Source organism: Arthrobacter rhizophilus, from assembly GCF_026241105.1.
In the GTDB taxonomy this organism is placed as follows: domain Bacteria; phylum Actinomycetota; class Actinomycetes; order Actinomycetales; family Micrococcaceae; genus Arthrobacter.
In genome coordinates this window covers 99,050-116,161 of record NZ_JAPFFT010000012.1, presented here as the reverse complement: position 1 = coordinate 116,161, position 17,112 = coordinate 99,050, and the positions used below count along the sequence as shown (strand labels likewise).

Annotated in this window: 21 protein-coding genes and 1 riboswitch; of the genes, 10 read left to right on the top strand and 11 right to left on the bottom strand. The window is 63.5% G+C overall.

All coding sequences use genetic code 11. The features are described 5' to 3' along the window. Positions 1-79: 79 nt before the first annotated feature. The 3 genes from OOZ51_RS12190 to OOZ51_RS12180 all read right to left on the bottom strand — a co-directional run bounded on the left by OOZ51_RS12190 (position 80) and on the right by OOZ51_RS12180 (position 1,861). A complete protein-coding gene (locus tag OOZ51_RS12190; protein ID WP_265979860.1) occupies positions 80-1,060 on the bottom strand; it encodes a TIGR03086 family metal-binding protein in 981 nt (326 codons plus the stop codon). Beyond that, positions 1,057-1,386, bottom strand: a complete 330-nt coding sequence (locus OOZ51_RS12185; protein WP_265979859.1) for an ArsR/SmtB family transcription factor — start codon at positions 1,384-1,386, stop codon at positions 1,057-1,059. Before OOZ51_RS12185 ends, OOZ51_RS12190 begins: the two co-directional genes overlap by 4 nt. 241 nt (positions 1,387-1,627) lie before the next feature. Continuing rightward, on the bottom strand, positions 1,628-1,861 hold the full coding sequence (locus tag OOZ51_RS12180) for a DUF3073 domain-containing protein (RefSeq protein WP_028265518.1): 234 nt from the start codon (positions 1,859-1,861) through the stop codon (positions 1,628-1,630). A 242-nt stretch (positions 1,862-2,103) separates the two neighbouring features. Between OOZ51_RS12180 and OOZ51_RS12175 the strand changes: the two genes are divergently transcribed. Then, entirely contained in the window at positions 2,104-2,799 is a 696-nt protein-coding gene (locus tag OOZ51_RS12175; RefSeq protein WP_265979858.1) for a septum formation family protein, read from the top strand. A 5-nt stretch (positions 2,800-2,804) separates the two neighbouring features. Here OOZ51_RS12175 and clpB read toward each other — a convergent pair whose 3' ends face one another. Then, positions 2,805-5,474: an ATP-dependent chaperone ClpB gene (clpB, locus tag OOZ51_RS12170; RefSeq protein ID WP_265979857.1), complete on the bottom strand. Its 2,670-nt coding sequence runs from the start codon at positions 5,472-5,474 to the stop codon at positions 2,805-2,807. Positions 5,475-5,699: 225 nt separating this feature from the next. On the opposite strand from clpB, the gene OOZ51_RS12165 reads away from it, so the two are divergent. The 4 genes from OOZ51_RS12165 (at position 5,700) to OOZ51_RS12150 (ending at position 8,266) form a co-directional block, all read left to right on the top strand. Next, positions 5,700-6,038: a hypothetical protein gene (locus tag OOZ51_RS12165; RefSeq protein ID WP_265979856.1), complete on the top strand. Its 339-nt coding sequence runs from the start codon at positions 5,700-5,702 to the stop codon at positions 6,036-6,038. 96 nt (positions 6,039-6,134) lie between these two features. Further along, the gene (locus OOZ51_RS12160; RefSeq protein ID WP_265979855.1) at positions 6,135-6,602 is read left to right on the top strand and encodes an SRPBCC family protein; all 468 of its coding nucleotides are present in this window, start codon (positions 6,135-6,137) and stop codon (positions 6,600-6,602) included. Between the two features lie 18 nt (positions 6,603-6,620). Then, positions 6,621-7,490, top strand: a complete 870-nt coding sequence (locus tag OOZ51_RS12155; protein ID WP_265979853.1) for a DUF4031 domain-containing protein — start codon at positions 6,621-6,623, stop codon at positions 7,488-7,490. Continuing rightward, positions 7,487-8,266 (top strand): 2-phosphosulfolactate phosphatase, encoded by a 780-nt coding sequence (locus tag OOZ51_RS12150; protein WP_265979852.1) that lies wholly within the window; start codon positions 7,487-7,489, stop codon positions 8,264-8,266. Before OOZ51_RS12155 ends, OOZ51_RS12150 begins: the two co-directional genes overlap by 4 nt. A 24-nt stretch (positions 8,267-8,290) precedes the next feature. On the opposite strand, the gene OOZ51_RS12145 is transcribed toward OOZ51_RS12150, so the two are convergent. The 7 genes from OOZ51_RS12145 to OOZ51_RS12115 form a co-directional block, all read right to left on the bottom strand. Further along, a complete protein-coding gene (locus OOZ51_RS12145; RefSeq protein WP_265979851.1) occupies positions 8,291-8,629 on the bottom strand; it encodes a DUF1801 domain-containing protein in 339 nt (112 codons plus the stop codon). Between the two features lie 100 nt (positions 8,630-8,729). Continuing rightward, positions 8,730-10,466: a ubiquinone-dependent pyruvate dehydrogenase gene (poxB, locus tag OOZ51_RS12140; RefSeq protein WP_265979850.1), complete on the bottom strand. Its 1,737-nt coding sequence runs from the start codon at positions 10,464-10,466 to the stop codon at positions 8,730-8,732. Between the two features lie 81 nt (positions 10,467-10,547). Then, on the bottom strand, positions 10,548-10,949 hold the full coding sequence (locus tag OOZ51_RS12135) for a YccF domain-containing protein (RefSeq protein ID WP_265979886.1): 402 nt from the start codon (positions 10,947-10,949) through the stop codon (positions 10,548-10,550). 342 nt (positions 10,950-11,291) lie between these two features. Then, positions 11,292-11,768: a hypothetical protein gene (locus tag OOZ51_RS12130; RefSeq protein WP_416346376.1), complete on the bottom strand. Its 477-nt coding sequence runs from the start codon at positions 11,766-11,768 to the stop codon at positions 11,292-11,294. Positions 11,769-11,897: 129 nt separating this feature from the next. Beyond that, on the bottom strand, positions 11,898-12,359 hold the full coding sequence (locus OOZ51_RS12125) for an SRPBCC family protein (protein ID WP_265979848.1): 462 nt from the start codon (positions 12,357-12,359) through the stop codon (positions 11,898-11,900). After that, complete coding sequence (locus OOZ51_RS12120) at positions 12,356-12,706, bottom strand: ArsR/SmtB family transcription factor (protein WP_265979847.1); 351 nt, start codon at positions 12,704-12,706, stop codon at positions 12,356-12,358. Before OOZ51_RS12120 ends, OOZ51_RS12125 begins: the two co-directional genes overlap by 4 nt. A gap of 217 nt (positions 12,707-12,923) precedes the next feature. Next, positions 12,924-13,520 (bottom strand): phosphoribosylanthranilate isomerase, encoded by a 597-nt coding sequence (locus OOZ51_RS12115; RefSeq protein WP_265979846.1) that lies wholly within the window; start codon positions 13,518-13,520, stop codon positions 12,924-12,926. A gap of 133 nt (positions 13,521-13,653) precedes the next feature. Between OOZ51_RS12115 and OOZ51_RS12110 the strand changes: the two genes are divergently transcribed. The 5 genes from OOZ51_RS12110 (at position 13,654) to OOZ51_RS12090 (ending at position 17,042) form a co-directional block, all read left to right on the top strand. Continuing rightward, on the top strand, positions 13,654-14,283 hold the full coding sequence (locus OOZ51_RS12110; protein WP_265979845.1) for a HutD/Ves family protein: 630 nt from the start codon (positions 13,654-13,656) through the stop codon (positions 14,281-14,283). A 217-nt stretch (positions 14,284-14,500) separates the two neighbouring features. Further along, a riboswitch (guanidine-III (ykkC-III) riboswitch) is annotated at positions 14,501-14,565 on the top strand. A 9-nt stretch (positions 14,566-14,574) separates the two neighbouring features. Then, positions 14,575-14,889: a DMT family transporter gene (locus OOZ51_RS12105; RefSeq protein ID WP_265979844.1), complete on the top strand. Its 315-nt coding sequence runs from the start codon at positions 14,575-14,577 to the stop codon at positions 14,887-14,889. A 2-nt stretch (positions 14,890-14,891) separates the two neighbouring features. Further along, complete coding sequence (locus tag OOZ51_RS12100) at positions 14,892-15,257, top strand: DMT family transporter (RefSeq protein ID WP_265979843.1); 366 nt, start codon at positions 14,892-14,894, stop codon at positions 15,255-15,257. Between the two features lie 78 nt (positions 15,258-15,335). Next, on the top strand, positions 15,336-16,355 hold the full coding sequence (locus tag OOZ51_RS12095; RefSeq protein WP_265979842.1) for an aldo/keto reductase: 1,020 nt from the start codon (positions 15,336-15,338) through the stop codon (positions 16,353-16,355). A gap of 36 nt (positions 16,356-16,391) precedes the next feature. Beyond that, positions 16,392-17,042 carry an MBL fold metallo-hydrolase gene (locus OOZ51_RS12090; protein ID WP_265979841.1) on the top strand — a complete coding sequence of 217 codons (651 nt, stop codon included), beginning with the start codon at positions 16,392-16,394 and terminating at the stop codon, positions 17,040-17,042. Positions 17,043-17,112: the final 70 nt, after the last annotated feature.

Genomic DNA, 17,112 nt, shown 5'->3' with positions numbered 1-17,112 from the left:
CCACGTTCAAAGTAGTACGGGGGTCTGACACTGACAACAGCCAGCGCGGGCGGACCCGCTTGGAGCCCCTCGTAGTCCTCTATGCGTGAACTGCCCGGCCCGTGAACGCGACCAAGCGGTCCAGGCTGGACGCCGTCTCTGCGACTTCCTGCGCCGGGGCGAAGCTGCCGCTTGCGCGGACCTGCTCGCTGATGGTGTTCTGCGCGAGAACCTCGACGTAATCTGTGAGCTCATCTGCCACCGACACCTCAAGGCCCAGGGCCTTGGAGAAGTCCCAGGCGTGGACCAGGAACTCGAGGTTGAGGATGGAAGCAACCATCGGGGCAGGCAGTTCGGCGAAGCCCATGTCGATGGTGCCCTCGAGCCCGCGGCGGTAGAAGGCTTCCAGTGTGGGCTGCGCGAGATCTGCGATGCGCACCTCAGGCGACTTTCCGGCGTCGTCAGCTACCTCGGCACCCAGGGCCTTGGCGATGCCGGAAATCGAGCCGGCGAGGTGGTCAAGAAGCTGCGCCACATTGAAATCGGCGCACGGGGTGGGGGTCTGTGCGTCTGCTTCGGTGACGTGCGCCAGCACGCGCTGCACTATGGCAAGCGTGGCGTCCGCAGAGGTGAGCTCGTTGAGATCGGCAGGGGCAGCTGCCCATTCGTCCGCACCGGCGTCGCCCGTGGATGCCGCGGCAAGGAGACGGTCGAGGTAGTGGTTCCAGCCCTCGGAGTGGGATGCGACGGCTTCCGGCGTCGGAAGCCCTTCGTGCACCAAGCGCACCGTGGTCCCGCCGTCGGCCGGCTCAAGGGTGATGGCCACGGTGGAGACGTTGTCTGCCGGGGCCTCAGGCTGCTCCCAGCCCCAGGTGAAGACGACGCGCTTGCCCGGCTCGATTTCGGTGAACGTTCCGGCTGCGTGGTGGCCCGGGGTGATGGTCCAGCGGTACTCGCCGCCTACCTGCAGGTCGACGCGGGCTGCGACGGTCTGCCAACGGCGGAGGCGTGCGGGCTGGGTGATGAGTTCGAACGCCTGGTCGACGTTGAGGGGAAGAAGAACGGTCTTGTCGTAAATCATGATGATTCCTCTGTTGTGGGAAGGCGGTCGGTGGTGAAGTTTTGTGCGTCAGCAAGGAGCATGTCCAGCTCCGTGGTCCAGAACTGCTCAAAAAGCATCCGGAGTTCTCTCATGCCAGCGTTGTCCAAACGATAGAAGCGGTTGCGTCCGTCTTTGCGGGCCGCAACGAGACCTACCTGCTCCAGCAGCAACAAGTGCTGCGAAACGGCGGATCTGCTCACCGTGAATTCGCCAGCCAGCTCCGTCACGGTGCGCTCACCCGCCGCAAGCATTTGCAGCAGGCGCCGCCTGTTCGGCTCCGCGGCGACTTCCAGTGGGTCGAGCATGATTAATACGTTAGCCGTCACTAACGCATTCTGTCAACGGCTTTCGAGAGCGCACTACCAACGACTACAGCGCGGCGGACACGCCTCGTCGAGAAGGGAACGAAAAAAGCCCGTGGGGCACGCCAATCATGGCGGGCCCCACGGGCTCAATCGTTTGCGTGGCATCCAGGGATGCCAAATGACCTAGTGTACGACGGCGGTACGCAACTCGATGCCGAAAGGCACCTGATGGTCGCGACAGCTATCCGATGCGGCGGGTATCTACCTCGTCGTCATCGTCTTCCAAGTCCTGTGCGTACTTGTCCTCGTAAGCCGAGTAGTCCGGCTCCGGCGGATCATCCGCGAATCGGCTCGTCGCACGACTTGATGGACCCGTCAGCTCGCGCTGAAGGGCCGAATAGTCAGTGTTCGGGGAGTAGTACTTAATGTCCCGAGCCTGCTTGGTAGCTTTTGCCTTTTGACGGCCGCGCCCCATGGCGTGACCCCCTTTTGTACTTGGACCGGAGGTGGTCACCTTGGCGATCGGTGAGGCCCCGGAATGTTTGGTCAATTTGTCGTATGTCTAGATTACATGCTTTCTGGAGCAACTGCTTGCCACGACCTTCACGAAAGCAGCGTCACAGTCCCACCCGGCAGCCTCAACATTCATCGGCATGAAAAACTTGGGTAGAGTCGCCCTAATATCGGGCCACACGCAGGAGAGGCGCAAAACCAGACATGGGCCAGGACAACACCTTCCCGGACAACAACGGTACAAGGGACGATGAGTCGCCGATAGACCCGGGTTCAGGGCCCGAGGAACCGGGGATTTCGGGCATTGATCCGGAGAATGCCGCGCCTGCCCACTATGAGCCGGAGTTCACCGGTCCGGCCGAAAAAGAGTCCCCGCCGCGGACCTCCCTGGATGCCATGACGCGGCAACGGCTCATTCTTGGCGGCATCGTGCTGGGCGTGCTGGTCCTCATCGGCGTAGTGATCTGGGTCCTCGTTGGAGCCTTGGCCAACCATCCGGTGGCCGATGTCACTCCCGAACCGGCCACGTCCACCAGCCGCGGGCCCCTTCCGGCGGACGTGGAGGCCAAGGACTACCAGTTGGGCGATTGCTTCGCAGACTTCGACTCCAACGCAAGCAAGGCGAGGGTCGTGGAATGCAACACCGACCATTCCGCCCAGCTCGGCGCCATTTTCCGCTACAAGGCCGAGGACTCTTTTCCCGGCACCACCGCGCTGCGGGACAAAGGCCGCGAAATCTGCCGGACGATGATGCTCAACGAAGCATCCAGCAAGTACGTGCTTCTCCAACAAAACGTCTACCCAAGCTCCACCAGCTGGGACAAAGGCGACCGCCGCGTGGACTGCTTCATTGTGGTGGACTCGGGCAACACGCTCAAGGAATCCGTACTTCAGAAGTAGCCCGGCTAGTCCTTCCGCCTCACCGTCAGGCCACTACCCGCCGGAGCTCCGCCGTCGGGACCCGACAAAGCCTCGAGCCCTTCGATGGTGAGTTCGTCGACGTCGGCCGCTGTGTCCACCAGTACGGTGTCGCCATCCACGATCTCTCCGGCGAGGATCTCCTTGGCAAGGCGGTCGCCGATTTCGCGTTGAACCAGCCTGCGCAACGGACGCGCGCCGTAGGCGGGATCGTAACCCGACATCGCGAGCCAGGCGCGGGCGCCGTCTGTGACCTCGAGGATCAGCCGACGGTCGTGAAGTCTCTTGGTCAGCTCGTCCACGTGCAACTCGACGATCCTGGCGAGTTCGTCAACGCTGAGGGCATCAAACAGGACGATCTCATCGAGCCGGTTGAGGAACTCCGGCTTGAACGAAGCGTTGACCACGGCCATGACCGCATTTCGCTTCGACGAGGCGTCCAGGGTTGGATCCACGAGGAACTGGCTGCCATGGTTTGAGGTCAGCACCAGGATGGTGTTCCGGAAGTCCACAGTGCGGCCTTGGCCGTCGGTGAGGCGGCCATCGTCGAGCACTTGCAAAAGAATATCGAAGACTTCCGGGTGGGCCTTCTCCACCTCGTCGAGCAGGATCACGGAGTACGGGCGACGGCGGACCGCTTCGGTTAGCTGACCGCCTTCCTCGTAGCCCACATATCCGGGAGGAGCACCGACCAGGCGGGCCACGGAGTGCTTCTCCCCGAACTCGGACATGTCGATGCGCACCATGGCGCGTTCGTCATCGAACAGGAAGTCGGCCAGTGCCTTAGCCAGTTCGGTCTTCCCGACGCCGGTGGGGCCGAGGAACAGGAACGAACCCGTGGGGCGGTTGGGATCGCTGATGCCCGCGCGGGCGCGGCGGACGGCGTCGGAAACGGCGGCCACGGCCTTGGATTGGCCGATCAGCCGCTTGCCGATCTCCTCTTCCATGTGCAGCAGCTTCTGGGATTCGCCTTGCAGCATGCGGCCTGCGGGGATGCCGGTCCAGGCGGAAATGACTTCGGCAATATCGTCCGCCGTGACTTCGTCGGCAACCATCAACGCAGGCTTTGCTTCGCCCCGCGCCTCCCTGGCGGATTCCTCCTCGGCTGCCGCACTGAGCTCGCGCTCCAACGCGGGCAGCTCGCCGTACAGAATGCGCGAGGCAGCCTCAAGATCGCCTTCGCGCTGGTACTTTTCGGCGGCGGAACGCAATTCGTCGATTTTTGCTTTGAGGTCACCAACCCGGTTGAGCCCTGCCTTCTCAGATTCCCAGCGGGCGTTCAATGCCGCCAGAGTTTCTTTCTTGTCTGCCTTGTCGGCGCGGAGGGCTGCGAGGCGTTCCACCGAGGCTGCGTCAGTCTCGCGGGCGAGGGCCAACTCCTCCATGGTGAGGCGGTCCACGGCCCGGCGAAGCTGGTCGATTTCCTCGGGAGCGGAATCGATCTCCATGCGCAACCGTGACGCGGCCTCGTCCACGAGGTCGATCGCCTTGTCCGGCAACTGACGGCCCGAGATGTACCGGTTTGAGAGCGTAGCGGCGGCCACCAGGGCAGAGTCTGCGATAGCCACCTTATGGTGGGCCTCGTAGCGTTCTTTGAGGCCACGGAGGATCCCGATGGTGTCCTCCACGCTCGGCTCACCGACGTAGACCTGCTGGAATCGGCGTTCCAGGGCCGGATCCTTCTCGACGTTCTCGCGATACTCGTCCAGTGTGGTGGCGCCGATGAGCCGGAGCTCGCCGCGGGCCAACATGGGCTTGAGCATATTGCCGGCGTCCATGGCACTTTCGCCCGTGGCACCGGCGCCCACAACGGTGTGGATTTCGTCGATAAACGTGACGATCTGACCGTTGGAGTTCTTGATCTCCTCCAGTACGGCCTTGAGGCGTTCCTCGAACTCGCCGCGGTACTTGGCGCCGGCCACCATGGAAGCGAGGTCCAGTGCGATCAGGGCCTTGCCGCGCAGGCTTTCCGGGACGTCCCCGGCCACCATGCGCTGGGCGAGGCCCTCGACCACGGCCGTCTTACCCACGCCGGGTTCACCGATCAGCACAGGGTTGTTCTTGGTGCGGCGGCTCAGGACCTGGACGACCCGCCGGATTTCGCTGTCCCGCCCGATCACGGGGTCCAGCTTGCCTGAGCGAGCTACGGCAGTGAGGTCGGTGCCGTATTTCTCCAGCGCTTGGAAGGTGTTTTCGGGGTCCGCGGATGTGACCTTCCGGTCGCCGCGGACACCCGGCAGGGCGGCGAGGAGCGCTTCATGCGAGGCACCGGCGTCGCGCAGTAGTTTCCCTACGGCGTCGCTTCCGGCGGAGAGTCCCAAAAGGAGGTGCTCAGTGGACACAAAGGAATCACCGAGCTTCTCGGCCTCGTGCTGAGCGGCCTGGATGGCTTGCATGGAGGGGCGGGAGAGCTGCGCTTGCTGCACGGAACTGCCCGACGACGACGGCAGGGCCTTGATCGCAGAACTCGCCTGCACGCTCACCGCGTCCGGGTCCGCTCCCGTCGCGCGCAAAAGCGCGACAGCGACGCCCTCGCGCTGGTCCATGAGCGCTTTGAGCAGGTGGGCCGGCTCTAATTGCGGATTTCCGGCGGTGGAGGCGTTCATGGCCGCTGCGGAAAGAGCCTCCTGGCTCTTGGTGGTGAATTTGACGTCCATGGAAGAGACTCCTTTCGGGAAGATGACTGCTTCTCAAAGTTGAGTCTACTATGCTCAACTTTGGCAAACCGGCCCTCCCGATCCATGTTTGCCGACGGCGAAACTACTGTCCATAGTTCACCCTACCTATGTGGAAAAGCCCCTCGCCGTTTGCGGCTCCTGGCCCTAGGATCGGTTCTGACTGGGCGGATCACCCACCCGGCAAGCTGAGAAAAAGGACGCGCAATGAAGAAGTTCGTTGTTCTCTACAATGCACCGCAATCGGCCGAATCGGCCATGGCTGACAGCACTCCCGAGGCAGCAGCGGAAGGCATGAAGCTGTGGACGGACTGGGCCACGCGAGCTGGTGACGGGATTGTTGATCTCGGTACGCCCCTCGGCGCAGGCAAGATTGTCGGGAATTCCGGAGTGTCCGATGCCGAGACCGGCGTAAGCGGCTACAGCGTCCTGCAAGCGGAGGACATGGACGGAGCCCTGAAGCTCCTCGAAGGCCACCCCCATTTCCTCATGGCACCGGAAGCCTCCATCCACATCTACGAGCAACTCGACATCCCGGGCATGTAACGCTCGCGACAACGTGGGTCCGGGCCACGCGCCGCGTTCGGGACGCAGCGCTCGGCCCGGACCCACTATCACTACAAACCGCCGTACGATATGCACATGGCACCCTTCACAGTCACCCGCAATGCACTCATCCCCGCGGCTCCCGCGGACATCTTCCCGCTCGTCAACAACTTCCACGAATGGACCAAATGGTCTCCGTGGGAGGCGGTTGACCCCAAGCTGAGCCGCAGCTACTCGGGCAACGAATCCGGCGTCGGAGCAAAGTATGCGTGGAGCGGCAACAACAAGGCAGGCACCGGCAACATGGAAATCGTCGGCTCCGAGGAGCCCGGCAAGATCGACATCCGCCTGGAATTCACCAAGCCAATGAAGGCCGTCAACCCCACAGAATTCACCTTCGTCCCGGAAGGCGACGGCACCCGCGTCACGTGGACAATGACGGGCGAGAACAAAGGCATCGGCAAGATCTTCGCGTTGTTCATGAACATGGACAAGATGGTGGGCGGCGACTTCGAAAAAGGCCTGACCTCGCTCTCTGCGGCAGCCACCCAGAAGAACTCGTAGTCCGTCCGGGCGCAGGCCATGGCCGTCTACGTTGATCCGCCGCTGTGGCCCGCGCACGGGACAGTCTTTTCCCATCTGGTCTCGGACACATCGCTCGACGAACTGCATGCTTTTGCCAAGGCCGCGGGAATCCCCGAACGGGCCTTCGACGGCGACCACTACGACGTCCCCGAGCGCCGCTACCAGGATCTCCTGTCCGCCGGGGCCATCCCCATTGAGGCCCGAATTTTGGTGCGCAAGCTGATCGCGAGCGGCTTGCGCATCCCTGCCCGAGAGCGGAGCAAGGCCCTCACGGTGCCCCTGCTGGAGCGCTGGAATTCGACGCTTCCGGGACATGAGGAGCTGGGTTTCGAACTCCTGGAACGCTGGGGTGAGGAGCACCGGAAGTATCACAGCCGCACGCATTTGCTGGCGGTACTCGAAGCCTTGGACCTCCTTACCGACCCCGCGCTTCCAGCGCGCTCGGTCACCCTTGCCGCGTGGTTCCACGACGCCGTCTATGAAGGAATCGCCGGACAGGACGAGGAAGAATCAGCCAAGTTGGCCGAGGACCGCCTCGCCATTGCAGGCCTTCCCGAGTCAGTCGTGGACGAAGTTGCCCGGCTCGTCAGGCTGACCTCCACGCATAGCCCCGCGCCGGATGATCATGCCGGAGCCCTCCTGTGCGACGCCGATCTGTCCATCCTCGGCGCGGAACCCGCCGCTTACGCGCGCTACCTGACGGCTGTCCGCGAGGACTACGCCCACGTCAGCGATGCCGACTTTGCTGTCGGCCGGGCCGCGGTGGTCCGCCAATTACTCGCCCTGGATCCGCTCTTTCACAGCGAGCGCGCGAAAAGCCTCTGGTTGGATGCCGCCCAACGCAACCTGGAGGCCGAACTGTCATGACCACGGCCGCGATGGTGCACCGGCAGCTTCCGTTCGCGGTGAGGTTTGAGTGGGGGCTCGACGGCGCCCGCGCCATATCGTCCGGAGCCGATCTTGCCGTTGTGGTTGACGTACTGTCCTTCACCACGTGCGTGAGCGTCGCCGTCGATCGCGGCGCCATGGTGTTCCCTTACCCGTGGATGGATGCGGGTGCGGAGGACTTCGCAGCCCACCACGGTGCCCTGTTGGCGGGTCCGAGGGGTGGCGGCGGACTGAGCCTCTCGCCGTCGAGCCTTCGCGACGCACCGGCCTTGAGTCGTGTGGTCCTGCCCTCGCCCAACGGTTCCGCACTTGCCCATGAACTCGCGCGGGAAGTGCCGCTCATTGCAGCAGTGTCACTGCGTAACGCAGCCGCCACCGCGGATTGGATGGTGTCCGAACTGCCCCCTGACGCCGTAGTCGCGGTGATCGCGGCCGGTGAGCGATGGCCCGGCGGTCCGCTCCGGCCAGCTGTGGAGGATCAGATCGGGGCCGGGGCCTTCATTGCCGGGCTCGCTGCCGCGGGCCGTGGCGGCTTCACCCCGGAAGACGGCAGGGAAGGTTTCTCGCCGGAGGCTGAGGCCTCGATGGCAGTATTCAACGCTGCCGAGCCCCGGCTCCGCGACGCCCTGCAAGGCTGTTCAAGCGGCCGGGAGCTGATCGGTGCAGGGTACGCCGACGACGTCGAGATCGCCGCCGAACTTGATGCCGGATTCGCTGTGGCCCTGTTGATGGATGGTGCGTTCGGGCGGCCCTGAGTGCCCGCAAAGCCTGCGTGCCGGTTAGCCCTTCTCCCTGATCCACCCCAGGATCACGGCCTCAAGCGCCGGCTTCTTTGCCTCGAAATCGGCGCTGTCCACGAAACGCGCAACCCGGGAGACTTCGCCGTCACCCTCGAGCAGGCCCAGTTCATCGGCAATCGACGCGCCCTGGTGGAACATCAGGGTGACGTTCTTCTTTGATCGCGGGAAGAACGAGGCAATGTTTCCCTTGTATATGAAGGTGGGTGCCTGCCATTTAATGGCTTCGGACAAACGGGGGTCTACGGAGAGGACGAATTCCCTGATCTGGCCGAGCAATTCGCGGTGCGGGTTGTCGTACTGCTGAAGCCAGGTGTCCACTTCTGGATTTCTATTGCCCATGGCAGTAACCATAAGCCTGGCCGCGGCTGCTGGAGCCCAAGGCGACACCTCTGCAACCTAGTCCCGCGCCGGGGTCCGGTCAGAAGATCTGGCGGATGTTGGTCTTCGCGAGGTCGATCAGCTGGTCGCCGCGGCCGGAGAGGACAGTCCGGATCGCGTAGAGCGTGAAGCCCTTGACTTGTTCGGCGCTGATTGCCGGTGGAATGGACAGTTCCTGCCGGGCCGTGCGGACATCGATGAGGGCCGGGCCGTCGTGCGCGAGGGCTTCAGCCAGGCCAGCCTGCAGCCCCGAGGAATTGTCCACGCGAATGCCGCGGATCCCCAGGGATTCAGCGACTTTGGCGAAGTCCGGGTTCTCCAAGTCCGTGCCGTAGTTGACGAAGCCGGCGGCCTTCATTTCGAGCTCCACGAAGTTCAGCGAGGAGTTGTTGAAGACCACCACTTTGACCGGGAGCCTGTTCTGCACCAAGGTGATCAGTTCGCCGAGCAGCATGGTCAGCCCGCCGTCGCCGGCCAGGGCAACCACCTGGCGCCCGGGATACGCAGCCGCCGCCCCGATGCCGTGCGAGAGGGCGTTCGCCATGGTTCCGTGGTTGAACGAGCCGAGAAGCCGGCGTCGGCCGTTCATCGTCAGATAGCGGGCGGCCCACACGGTAGGGGACCCGACATCGCACGTGAAAACCGCATCCGGGGCCGCCAGCTCATCCACGAGCCTGCCCACGAACTGTGGATGGATGGGCTGTCCGTCTTTCGCCGGAGAGGCGAGGTCATCGAGCTTGGCGCGCGACTTCGCATAGTGCTTGAGCGAAGCTTGGAGGTGTGTTCGTTTCGCCTTGCGCTTGATCAAGGGCAGGAGCGAGGCCGCAGTGTCCTTGACCGTGCCCACAAGGCCAAGATCGATCCGGGCGCGCCTGCCGAGCTGCTCGCCCCTGATATCTACTTGGATGATCTTCGCGTTCTCCGGATAGAACTGCTGGTACGGAAAGTCGGTGCCCAGCATGAGCAAGGCCTCACAGCTCTCCATCGCCCGGTAGCCGGAACTGAACCCCAAAAGGCCGGTCATGCCGACGTCGAACGGGTTGTCGTATTCGATGTGTTCCTTGCCCCGCATCGCGTGGACAATCGGCGCCGCCAACGCGTCCGCCAACGCCATGACCTCCGCGTGCGCACCCGCGGTGCCGGCACCCGCGAGGATAGTCACTTTGCCGGCCGCGTTGAGTATGTCCGCCGCCTCGGCGAGTTCGAGGCTATTGGGCCGGATCTCCGGGCGGGCGGCCCGGATTACCGCGGTCCGGTCGCTTTGTGCCTCCGCGAGGGCAACATCACCGGGAATCACGACGACGGCGACGCCCCGCTTCTCGACCGCGGCCCGCATGGCGATTTCCAGGATCCGGGGCATCTGGCTGGGATGTGCGACGTGCTCGACGTAGACGCTGCATTCCCGGAACAACTCCTGGGGATGCGTCTCCTGGAAGTACTGGCTGCCGATCTCTTCGCTGGGTATGTGGGCGGCGATGGCCAACACAGGGACCCTGGACTTGTTGGCATCGTAGAGCCCATTGATCAGATGGAGATTGCCGGGGCCGCAGGATCCGGCGCACACAGCCAACTCGTCCGTGAGACCCGCCTCTGCCGCGGCTGCCAGCGCGGCGGCTTCCTCGTGCCGGACATGGACCCACCGGATACTGTCTTCCTCCCTCAGCGCGTCCGTGAATCCGTTCAGCGAATCTCCGGGTATCCCGTAGACGCGCTGGACATTGTTGGCTTTGAGGGTGGCGACGATGTTCTTGGCAACGGTGTTCCTGGCGGCGGACATGGACTGTTCCTTTCGAGGGGAGGCAGTGCAGACACGGCCTACGCTACTCCGGAACAGTTCGTGGTGCCTTATGGGGGGAGGCTAGCGGTAGGTGCTGACGAACGGGCGGTTGCTGGGCACGATCTGCTTGCCCAGCGGCATGAGCGATACCGGAATGAGCTTCAGGTTGGCGATGGCCAGCGGGATCCCGATGATGGTGATGGCCATAGCGAAAGCTGTGACCACGTGGCCGATCGCGATCCAAATGCCCGCAACCAGCAGCCAGATGACGTTGCCGACGAGCGGGAAGACTCCCCCGCCTCCGGGCTTGTCGACAACCATGCGACCAAACGGCCACAACGTGTACGAGGCAATCCGGAACGACGCGATGCCCCACGGGATAGTGACAATCAACAAGCAGCAGACGATTCCGGCCATGAAATATCCCAAGGCCAGAACGAAGCCGCCGAAGACGAGCCAGATGATGTTAAGCAGGGTTTTCATATCTTCCATTGTCCCTTGCGGGATGCGGCCAGGGCCTAGGGGTTCGCCCTGAAATCCCCCTGATCTTCAGATCCCCGCTCAAATATGAACCCCTTTTGCCCAGCGCTCACCCACATATGAGCCCAAACGGCGGCACCCTCCCGCAGATGATCTGAAGGAGGATGCTCTATTTTTGGGCCCAAAGGTGAGCGAGCGTTGCGTCAGTTGGGTTCACCCGCAACGCTCGCTCACCTATGCGGCCCTCTTGGCAGACGCCCGCTCACTCGTGCGGGCCTTTTGGCCAACGCCCGCTCACCTAGGAGCGCCAGGGCAGGCCATCGGCGGGACACCGTGAGCCAGGGCCTACTTGCAGTTGGCGCTCAGCCAGGTTGTAACGGGAGCCATCGCCTTTTCGAACTTGCCGCTCGAGTACACGGTTTGGTCTTTCAAACCTGCGATCGCGGTGTCCTTCAGGTTGGTGAAATCGGCTTTGAGAGCATCCGGAACGCGCTGGGCCGTAGCGGCAAGCTCGGCTTTGTATTGCTCCAGTTCAGCGGTCTTTCCCTGCGCTGCAGACATAGGCAGCAACGAAGCTCCCGTGGCCTGTTGCGAAATAGTGGAGCACATCTCGGCCGCCGAAGCGAAGCCTCCAAAGGGCCCCGACGACGGTGTTGGGCTTGCGGATGCGGAATCGCCTACGGCAGATGGCGACGGCGTGCCCGCCGACGCGGTGCCTGCCTGCGATGAGCAACCAGACAATGCCAAAGCGGCAAAAAAGGCGACTGTCAGGTAGCGGATAGGGCCGTTAAGAGGTTTAACAAGGATTTTCAAAGGTCGCATTCTGCTTGATCGTGTGTCTCCGGAACCGTTCGGTCTCCGGAGTCAATGGCATTCTGTCCCCGCCGTGGAGTGTAGCCCGAACGGACCCCGACCTTCCAAGTTGACTTCTGGCGGCCTTTGGCCCGCTCCCTAATCCCGCACCAGCAGGGTGTCCAGCTTGGTGAACGACGTACCCCACCCCTCGCGGGTCATTTCAACCCATTCTTCGGAGTCAAACGGGCCTTGGGTGAGATGAAGCCGCGTGCGGTCGCCTTCCAGCACCTCGAACTCAAGGCGCATTTCGAGCAAGAGCGTGATCCCGGCGTCGGGCTCTGCTTTCTGGGTGGCGACAAGGAGGGCGGGCGGATCGTAAGCGGTGATGACGGCGTCAATAGGCGATTCCTTGGGGGCGCCGTCCTCATCCCAGGTCATGACGAGCTGCCAGACGCCGCCCACCTTGGGTTCCACGACAATCCGGTCGCGCGGAGAATCAACACCTACGGGCCCGAACCATGCGGCGAGCTGATCGGGGTCCAGGAAGGCCTCGAAGACGATCTCCCGTGGGGCATCGAATTCGCGGGTCATGGTGAGGATGTGCTGTTCCGTGTTCATTGCTTGACTCCTGGATTCTTTGAATCGTGCTGAATCTTGCGTAGGTGGGCATCAAGGCGAGTAAAGCTGGCATCCCAGAACCGCCTGTATTTGTCCATCCATTCGGTGGCTTCGCGCAGTGGTGCCGCTTCCAACTTGGAAGACCTCCATTGCGCATTCCGGCTCCGGCTGATCAGCCCCGCGGTTTCCAGGACTTTGAGGTGCCGCGAGACGGCGGGAAGGCTGATGTCGAACGGTTCGGCGAGCTCGTTCACGGTGGCTTCACCCTCCGAAAGCCGGGCCAAAATTGCCCTTCGGGTGGGGTCGGCGAGGGCCGAGAAGATGAGACTGAGCCGATCTGTGGACATGTTTTGGGGCCTCTGTATTTAACTATTAAGCTAATTAACCGATGTGTTAAATATGCGATGTCGAACAGCGACTGTCAAGGGTTTCTTGCAACGCTCGCTCACTAATCCTGGAACCCTCGCTCACATCATCTGCAGGAGCATGGCGCCAAAGGGGGACAAACGTGAGCGAGCGTCTGGCGAAAGGGCACCAAACGTGAGCGAGCGTTTGGCGGGGGTGTCAGGCTTTGGCGGCCTTGACGAAGGCGCGAACGAGGTCGAGGTCCTTCACACCGCGTGACGACTCCACACCGCTGGACACGTCGACGCCCCAAGCCTCGGCTTCCTGCGTCGCTGCTCCGACGTTGGACGGGGTCAACCCTCCGGCCAACAACCAGTGGCGCCCACCCAGGCCCAGTTTCCGGACCGAGGAATAGTCCCAGGCCTCCCCCGAACCCGGCACGGCGGCGTCGATCAGGAGCAACTCCTCACCCCAGTCGTCGAACTCCGCGGGTGCAGCACCCATGGTGACGGCCCTGATCAGCCGCATGCCGGCGTCGTGCACTGTCTTGACGTCTTCCGGCGAGCGGCTTCCGTGCAGCTGGACCCATTCGAGACCGGCCTCGAGGGCGGTTGCGACGGCGTCGACGGCGGTCTCGTGACGGAAGACTCCGACGGCGGTGACGCCTTCCGGTACATGGACCAGCAAGTCTCGGGCCCGGTCGGTCGATACCTCGCGCGGGCTCGTCGTCAGTACGAAACCCACTGCGTCTGCGCCGGACTCGACGGCAGCCTGCACCGATTCCGGCGTGCTCAAGCCACACACTTTGACGAACATTCCGCGCCTCCCACCGTTTACCTCCCTACGACGTTAGCAAGGGCCCCGGGGATTGTTGAACCGGGCCAAGATTGCGCCGATGTTACGCGAGCGTTCAGCCAGCCAAAGGCGGGCTCGGGCTAGGCTGGAGCATATGGAGATCATCCGTTTTGCCGAGCTCAGACCTGAACCGTGGCGCAACGGCGGCGGGGTGACCCGCGAACTGGCCAGCCATCCGAAAGCAGCATCGGCGCAGGACGGGGCGTGGGACTGGCGCGTCAGCATCGCCGACGTCGGATCGGCCGGCGATTTCTCGACTTTCCCCGGCATGGAGCGCGTCATCACAGTGATCGACGGCGAGTTGCTGCTGCTCACGGTGGACGGCGAAGAGCATCCGCTGGAAAAGTATCGGCCCTTCCGGTTCTCGGGTGAGGCAGCCTCTTCCAGCGCACTCCCCACCGGCGACATCCGCGACCTCAACGTGATCGCCCGGGCCGGCGAATTCAAGGGTTACACGTCCATCATCGAGCTCTCGAAGAAGCGCGCGCACCCGGTGTTCGAGGGTCAGATGGCCGTCCTCTTGGAGGGCAAGGCTACTGTCACGCCCGGCACGGAGCCTGCCGACGCCGCGGACGGCGAAACCGCCGCCGCGCCGACTGACGAGCCCATCGAGCTCGCGCGCTACGACGCCGTAGTCGGTTCGGACACCCGCAGCCCCGAAATCCTGGGCCGTGGGTTCTTGGCCGTTATCTCGATCGACCGCGTGGAGCATGCGCACTCGTAGGTCCCAGCACTGGACATAACAGCAAGATGCCCACTCGCTGACCCCAACGCTGGACATGTCCCTCATGGTGACCACAACATGCCCACTCGCTAACCCCAGCGGTGGACATGTCCCTTGCTAGAGCTCACGACTGGGCATGTCCCCACGTGAGCCCCGCGACCGGGTGAGGCTCGCCACCAAAGCTGGCCGCCCGGCGTCGGGATTTGCTAGCCTCGAAGGAAGGTCCGCGCAGGGACCTCCGGACGACGGTTCAGTACCCGGCACGCGACAAGACTGGCCAAAGGATCTGTCATGTCGTGGTTTGTCCTCATTCTGTCCGGTGCGCTCGAGGCCGTCTGGGCCGCAGCGCTCCACCGTTCCAACGGCTTCCGCAAACCGGTCCCCTCCGCCATCTTCCTGGTCACCGTGATTGCGAGCACCGCGGGCCTGGCCTTCGCGATGCAATCCATCCCCACGGGCACCGCCTACGCGGTGTGGGTGGGAGTAGGCGTCGTCCTCACGGCCGCATACGCAATGATCACCAAAGTTGAGCGCCCGACGCCGGCCCGGCTGCTGCTGCTCGCCGGTATCGGCGTGTGCGTGGTCGGCTTGAAGGTGGTGGCGTAGCGATGGACGCCAAGTTTGCATGGGCCATTTTGCTGGCCTCCTCCGTCCTCGAAGCGGTGTGGGCAACGGCCCTCGGCCTGTCCGACGGTTTCAGCCAAGCCATTCCCACCGTGGTCTTCGCCGTGACGGCGACCCTCAGCATGATCGGCCTTGGCATCGCGGTGAAGCGGATTCCCCTTGGCACGGCCTACGCCGTCTGGGTCGGGATCGGGGCGGCACTGACGGTCGGCTGGGCGATGGCCACCGGCGTCGAACCGGCCAGCCCGCTCAAGCTGCTGTTCATTGCCGGAATCGTGGGCTGCGCCGCGGGGTTGAAGGCCCTTCCCACGGAAAAGCGCGATGAAGTGACCGAGCCAGCCCAACCTTAAGCGCCAGGCAAGCGGAATACTCCCCCTCCCCCCGGAGTTGCCAGCAATGAGACGAACACTCGGCGAAGGAGAACCACCATGAGCCCGGAAACCACGAACGTACAGCTCGGCGACGGCCTGACCGTAAGCCCCCTCGGTTTCGGGGGGATGGCATTGACGCCCGTTTATGGCGAGGTGGATCCCGCCGAATCCCTCAAGACGCTGCACCATGCCGTGGATGCTGGCATCAGCTTCATTGACACCGCGGATATTTACGGCGCGGGTGACAACGAGGAACTGATCGCAAAACTGCTGAAAGATCGCCGCGACGAGGTCCAACTGGCCACCAAGTTTGGAATCGTGGGCAACCCGCGCGATGGTTACACCGACGTCCGGGGAGATACCGCTTATGTGGCCCAGGCGGCGGAAGCAAGCCTCCGCCGCCTGGGCACCGACGTTATTGACCTCTACTACATGCACCGCCGTGACCTCCGCGTTCCGATTGTGGAAACCGTGGAGGCCATGGCAGACCTTGTCCGGGCAGGCAAGGTCCGGCACCTGGGCTTGTCTGAAGTGACAGCCGAGGAGCTGAGGGAAGCCAACGCCGTGCACCCGATCTCCGCTGTGCAGAGCGAGTGGTCCATCTGGAGCCGGGACGTTGAACGCAACGTCGTCCCGACTGCGGCTGAGCTTGGTGTGGGTTTCGTACCTTATTCGCCGCTTGGCCGGGGCTTTCTCACGGGAACCGTCAGCGCCGATCAACTCGGCGACAACGACTTCCGGCACCGCATCCCCCGTTTTGCCGACGGCGCCCTCGATGCCAACCAAGCAGTTGTTGCTGCGGTTCGCGCCGTGGCCGCGGAGCTGTCCGAGACCACCGGCCGGGATGCAACTCCCGCCCAGGTGGCTTTGGCTTGGCTATTCGCCCAGGGCCGCCGCCTCCAGCTCAGCGTGGTCCCCATCCCCGGCACACGCAAGGCGCACCGGATCGACGAAAACCTGGGCGCCCTGTCCCTCCAGCTGAGTGCCGCCCAACTGGACGTGCTCGACGGCGCCGCGGACGCCGTCGTCGGCTCCCGGTCCGCGGATCCCACCTGGGTTTCGCAGGGCCGCGAGTAACCGGCCGGCCGCACGCGGCTTCCGTAGAGTGGACGAATGGACTCACTCATTCATTCACTGCGTGACATCACCATCCGGCGAATCTCGGTCAGCGAGATGAACAACAACGCGTACCTGCTCACCGCGAAGGCAAGCGGGACGCAGCTCCTGATCGACGCCGCGGACGACCTTCCGGCCATCCAGCGGATGATCGAGGACTCGGCTGCGGACACCAAGGCCACCCCGAAGCTGGCCCTGATCGCCACGACGCACCAGCACTGGGACCACGTCCGCGCGCTTCCCGGTTTGGTGGAAGCCACGGGCGCGAAGACCACGGCCGGAGTGGACGACGCCGACGCGCTGCCGGTATCCGTGGACGTACCGCTGCACCATGGCGATGTGGGAAACTTCGACGGTTTCGACATCACCGCGGTGCACTTGCGCGGCCATACTCCAGGTTCAATCGCCTACGTGTACCTGGACCCGGAAGGGCCCGCGCACATTTTCAGCGGCGATTCGCTGTTCCCCGGAGGGGTTGGCAACACGCAGAACGATGCCGCCCGCTTCACGTCGCTGTTGAACGACGTGAGCGAACGGCTGTTCGAGGCCTACCGGGATGACACCGTGGTGCATCCTGGCCATGGAGATCCGACAACACTCGGCGCGGAGCGGCCACACCTTGCGGAATGGCGCGAGCGCGGCTGGTAATCCCTATGGACATGCTCATTCTTTGAGCCCAGGAGTGGACATATCAGGAATATGTCCACTCCTCATTGCC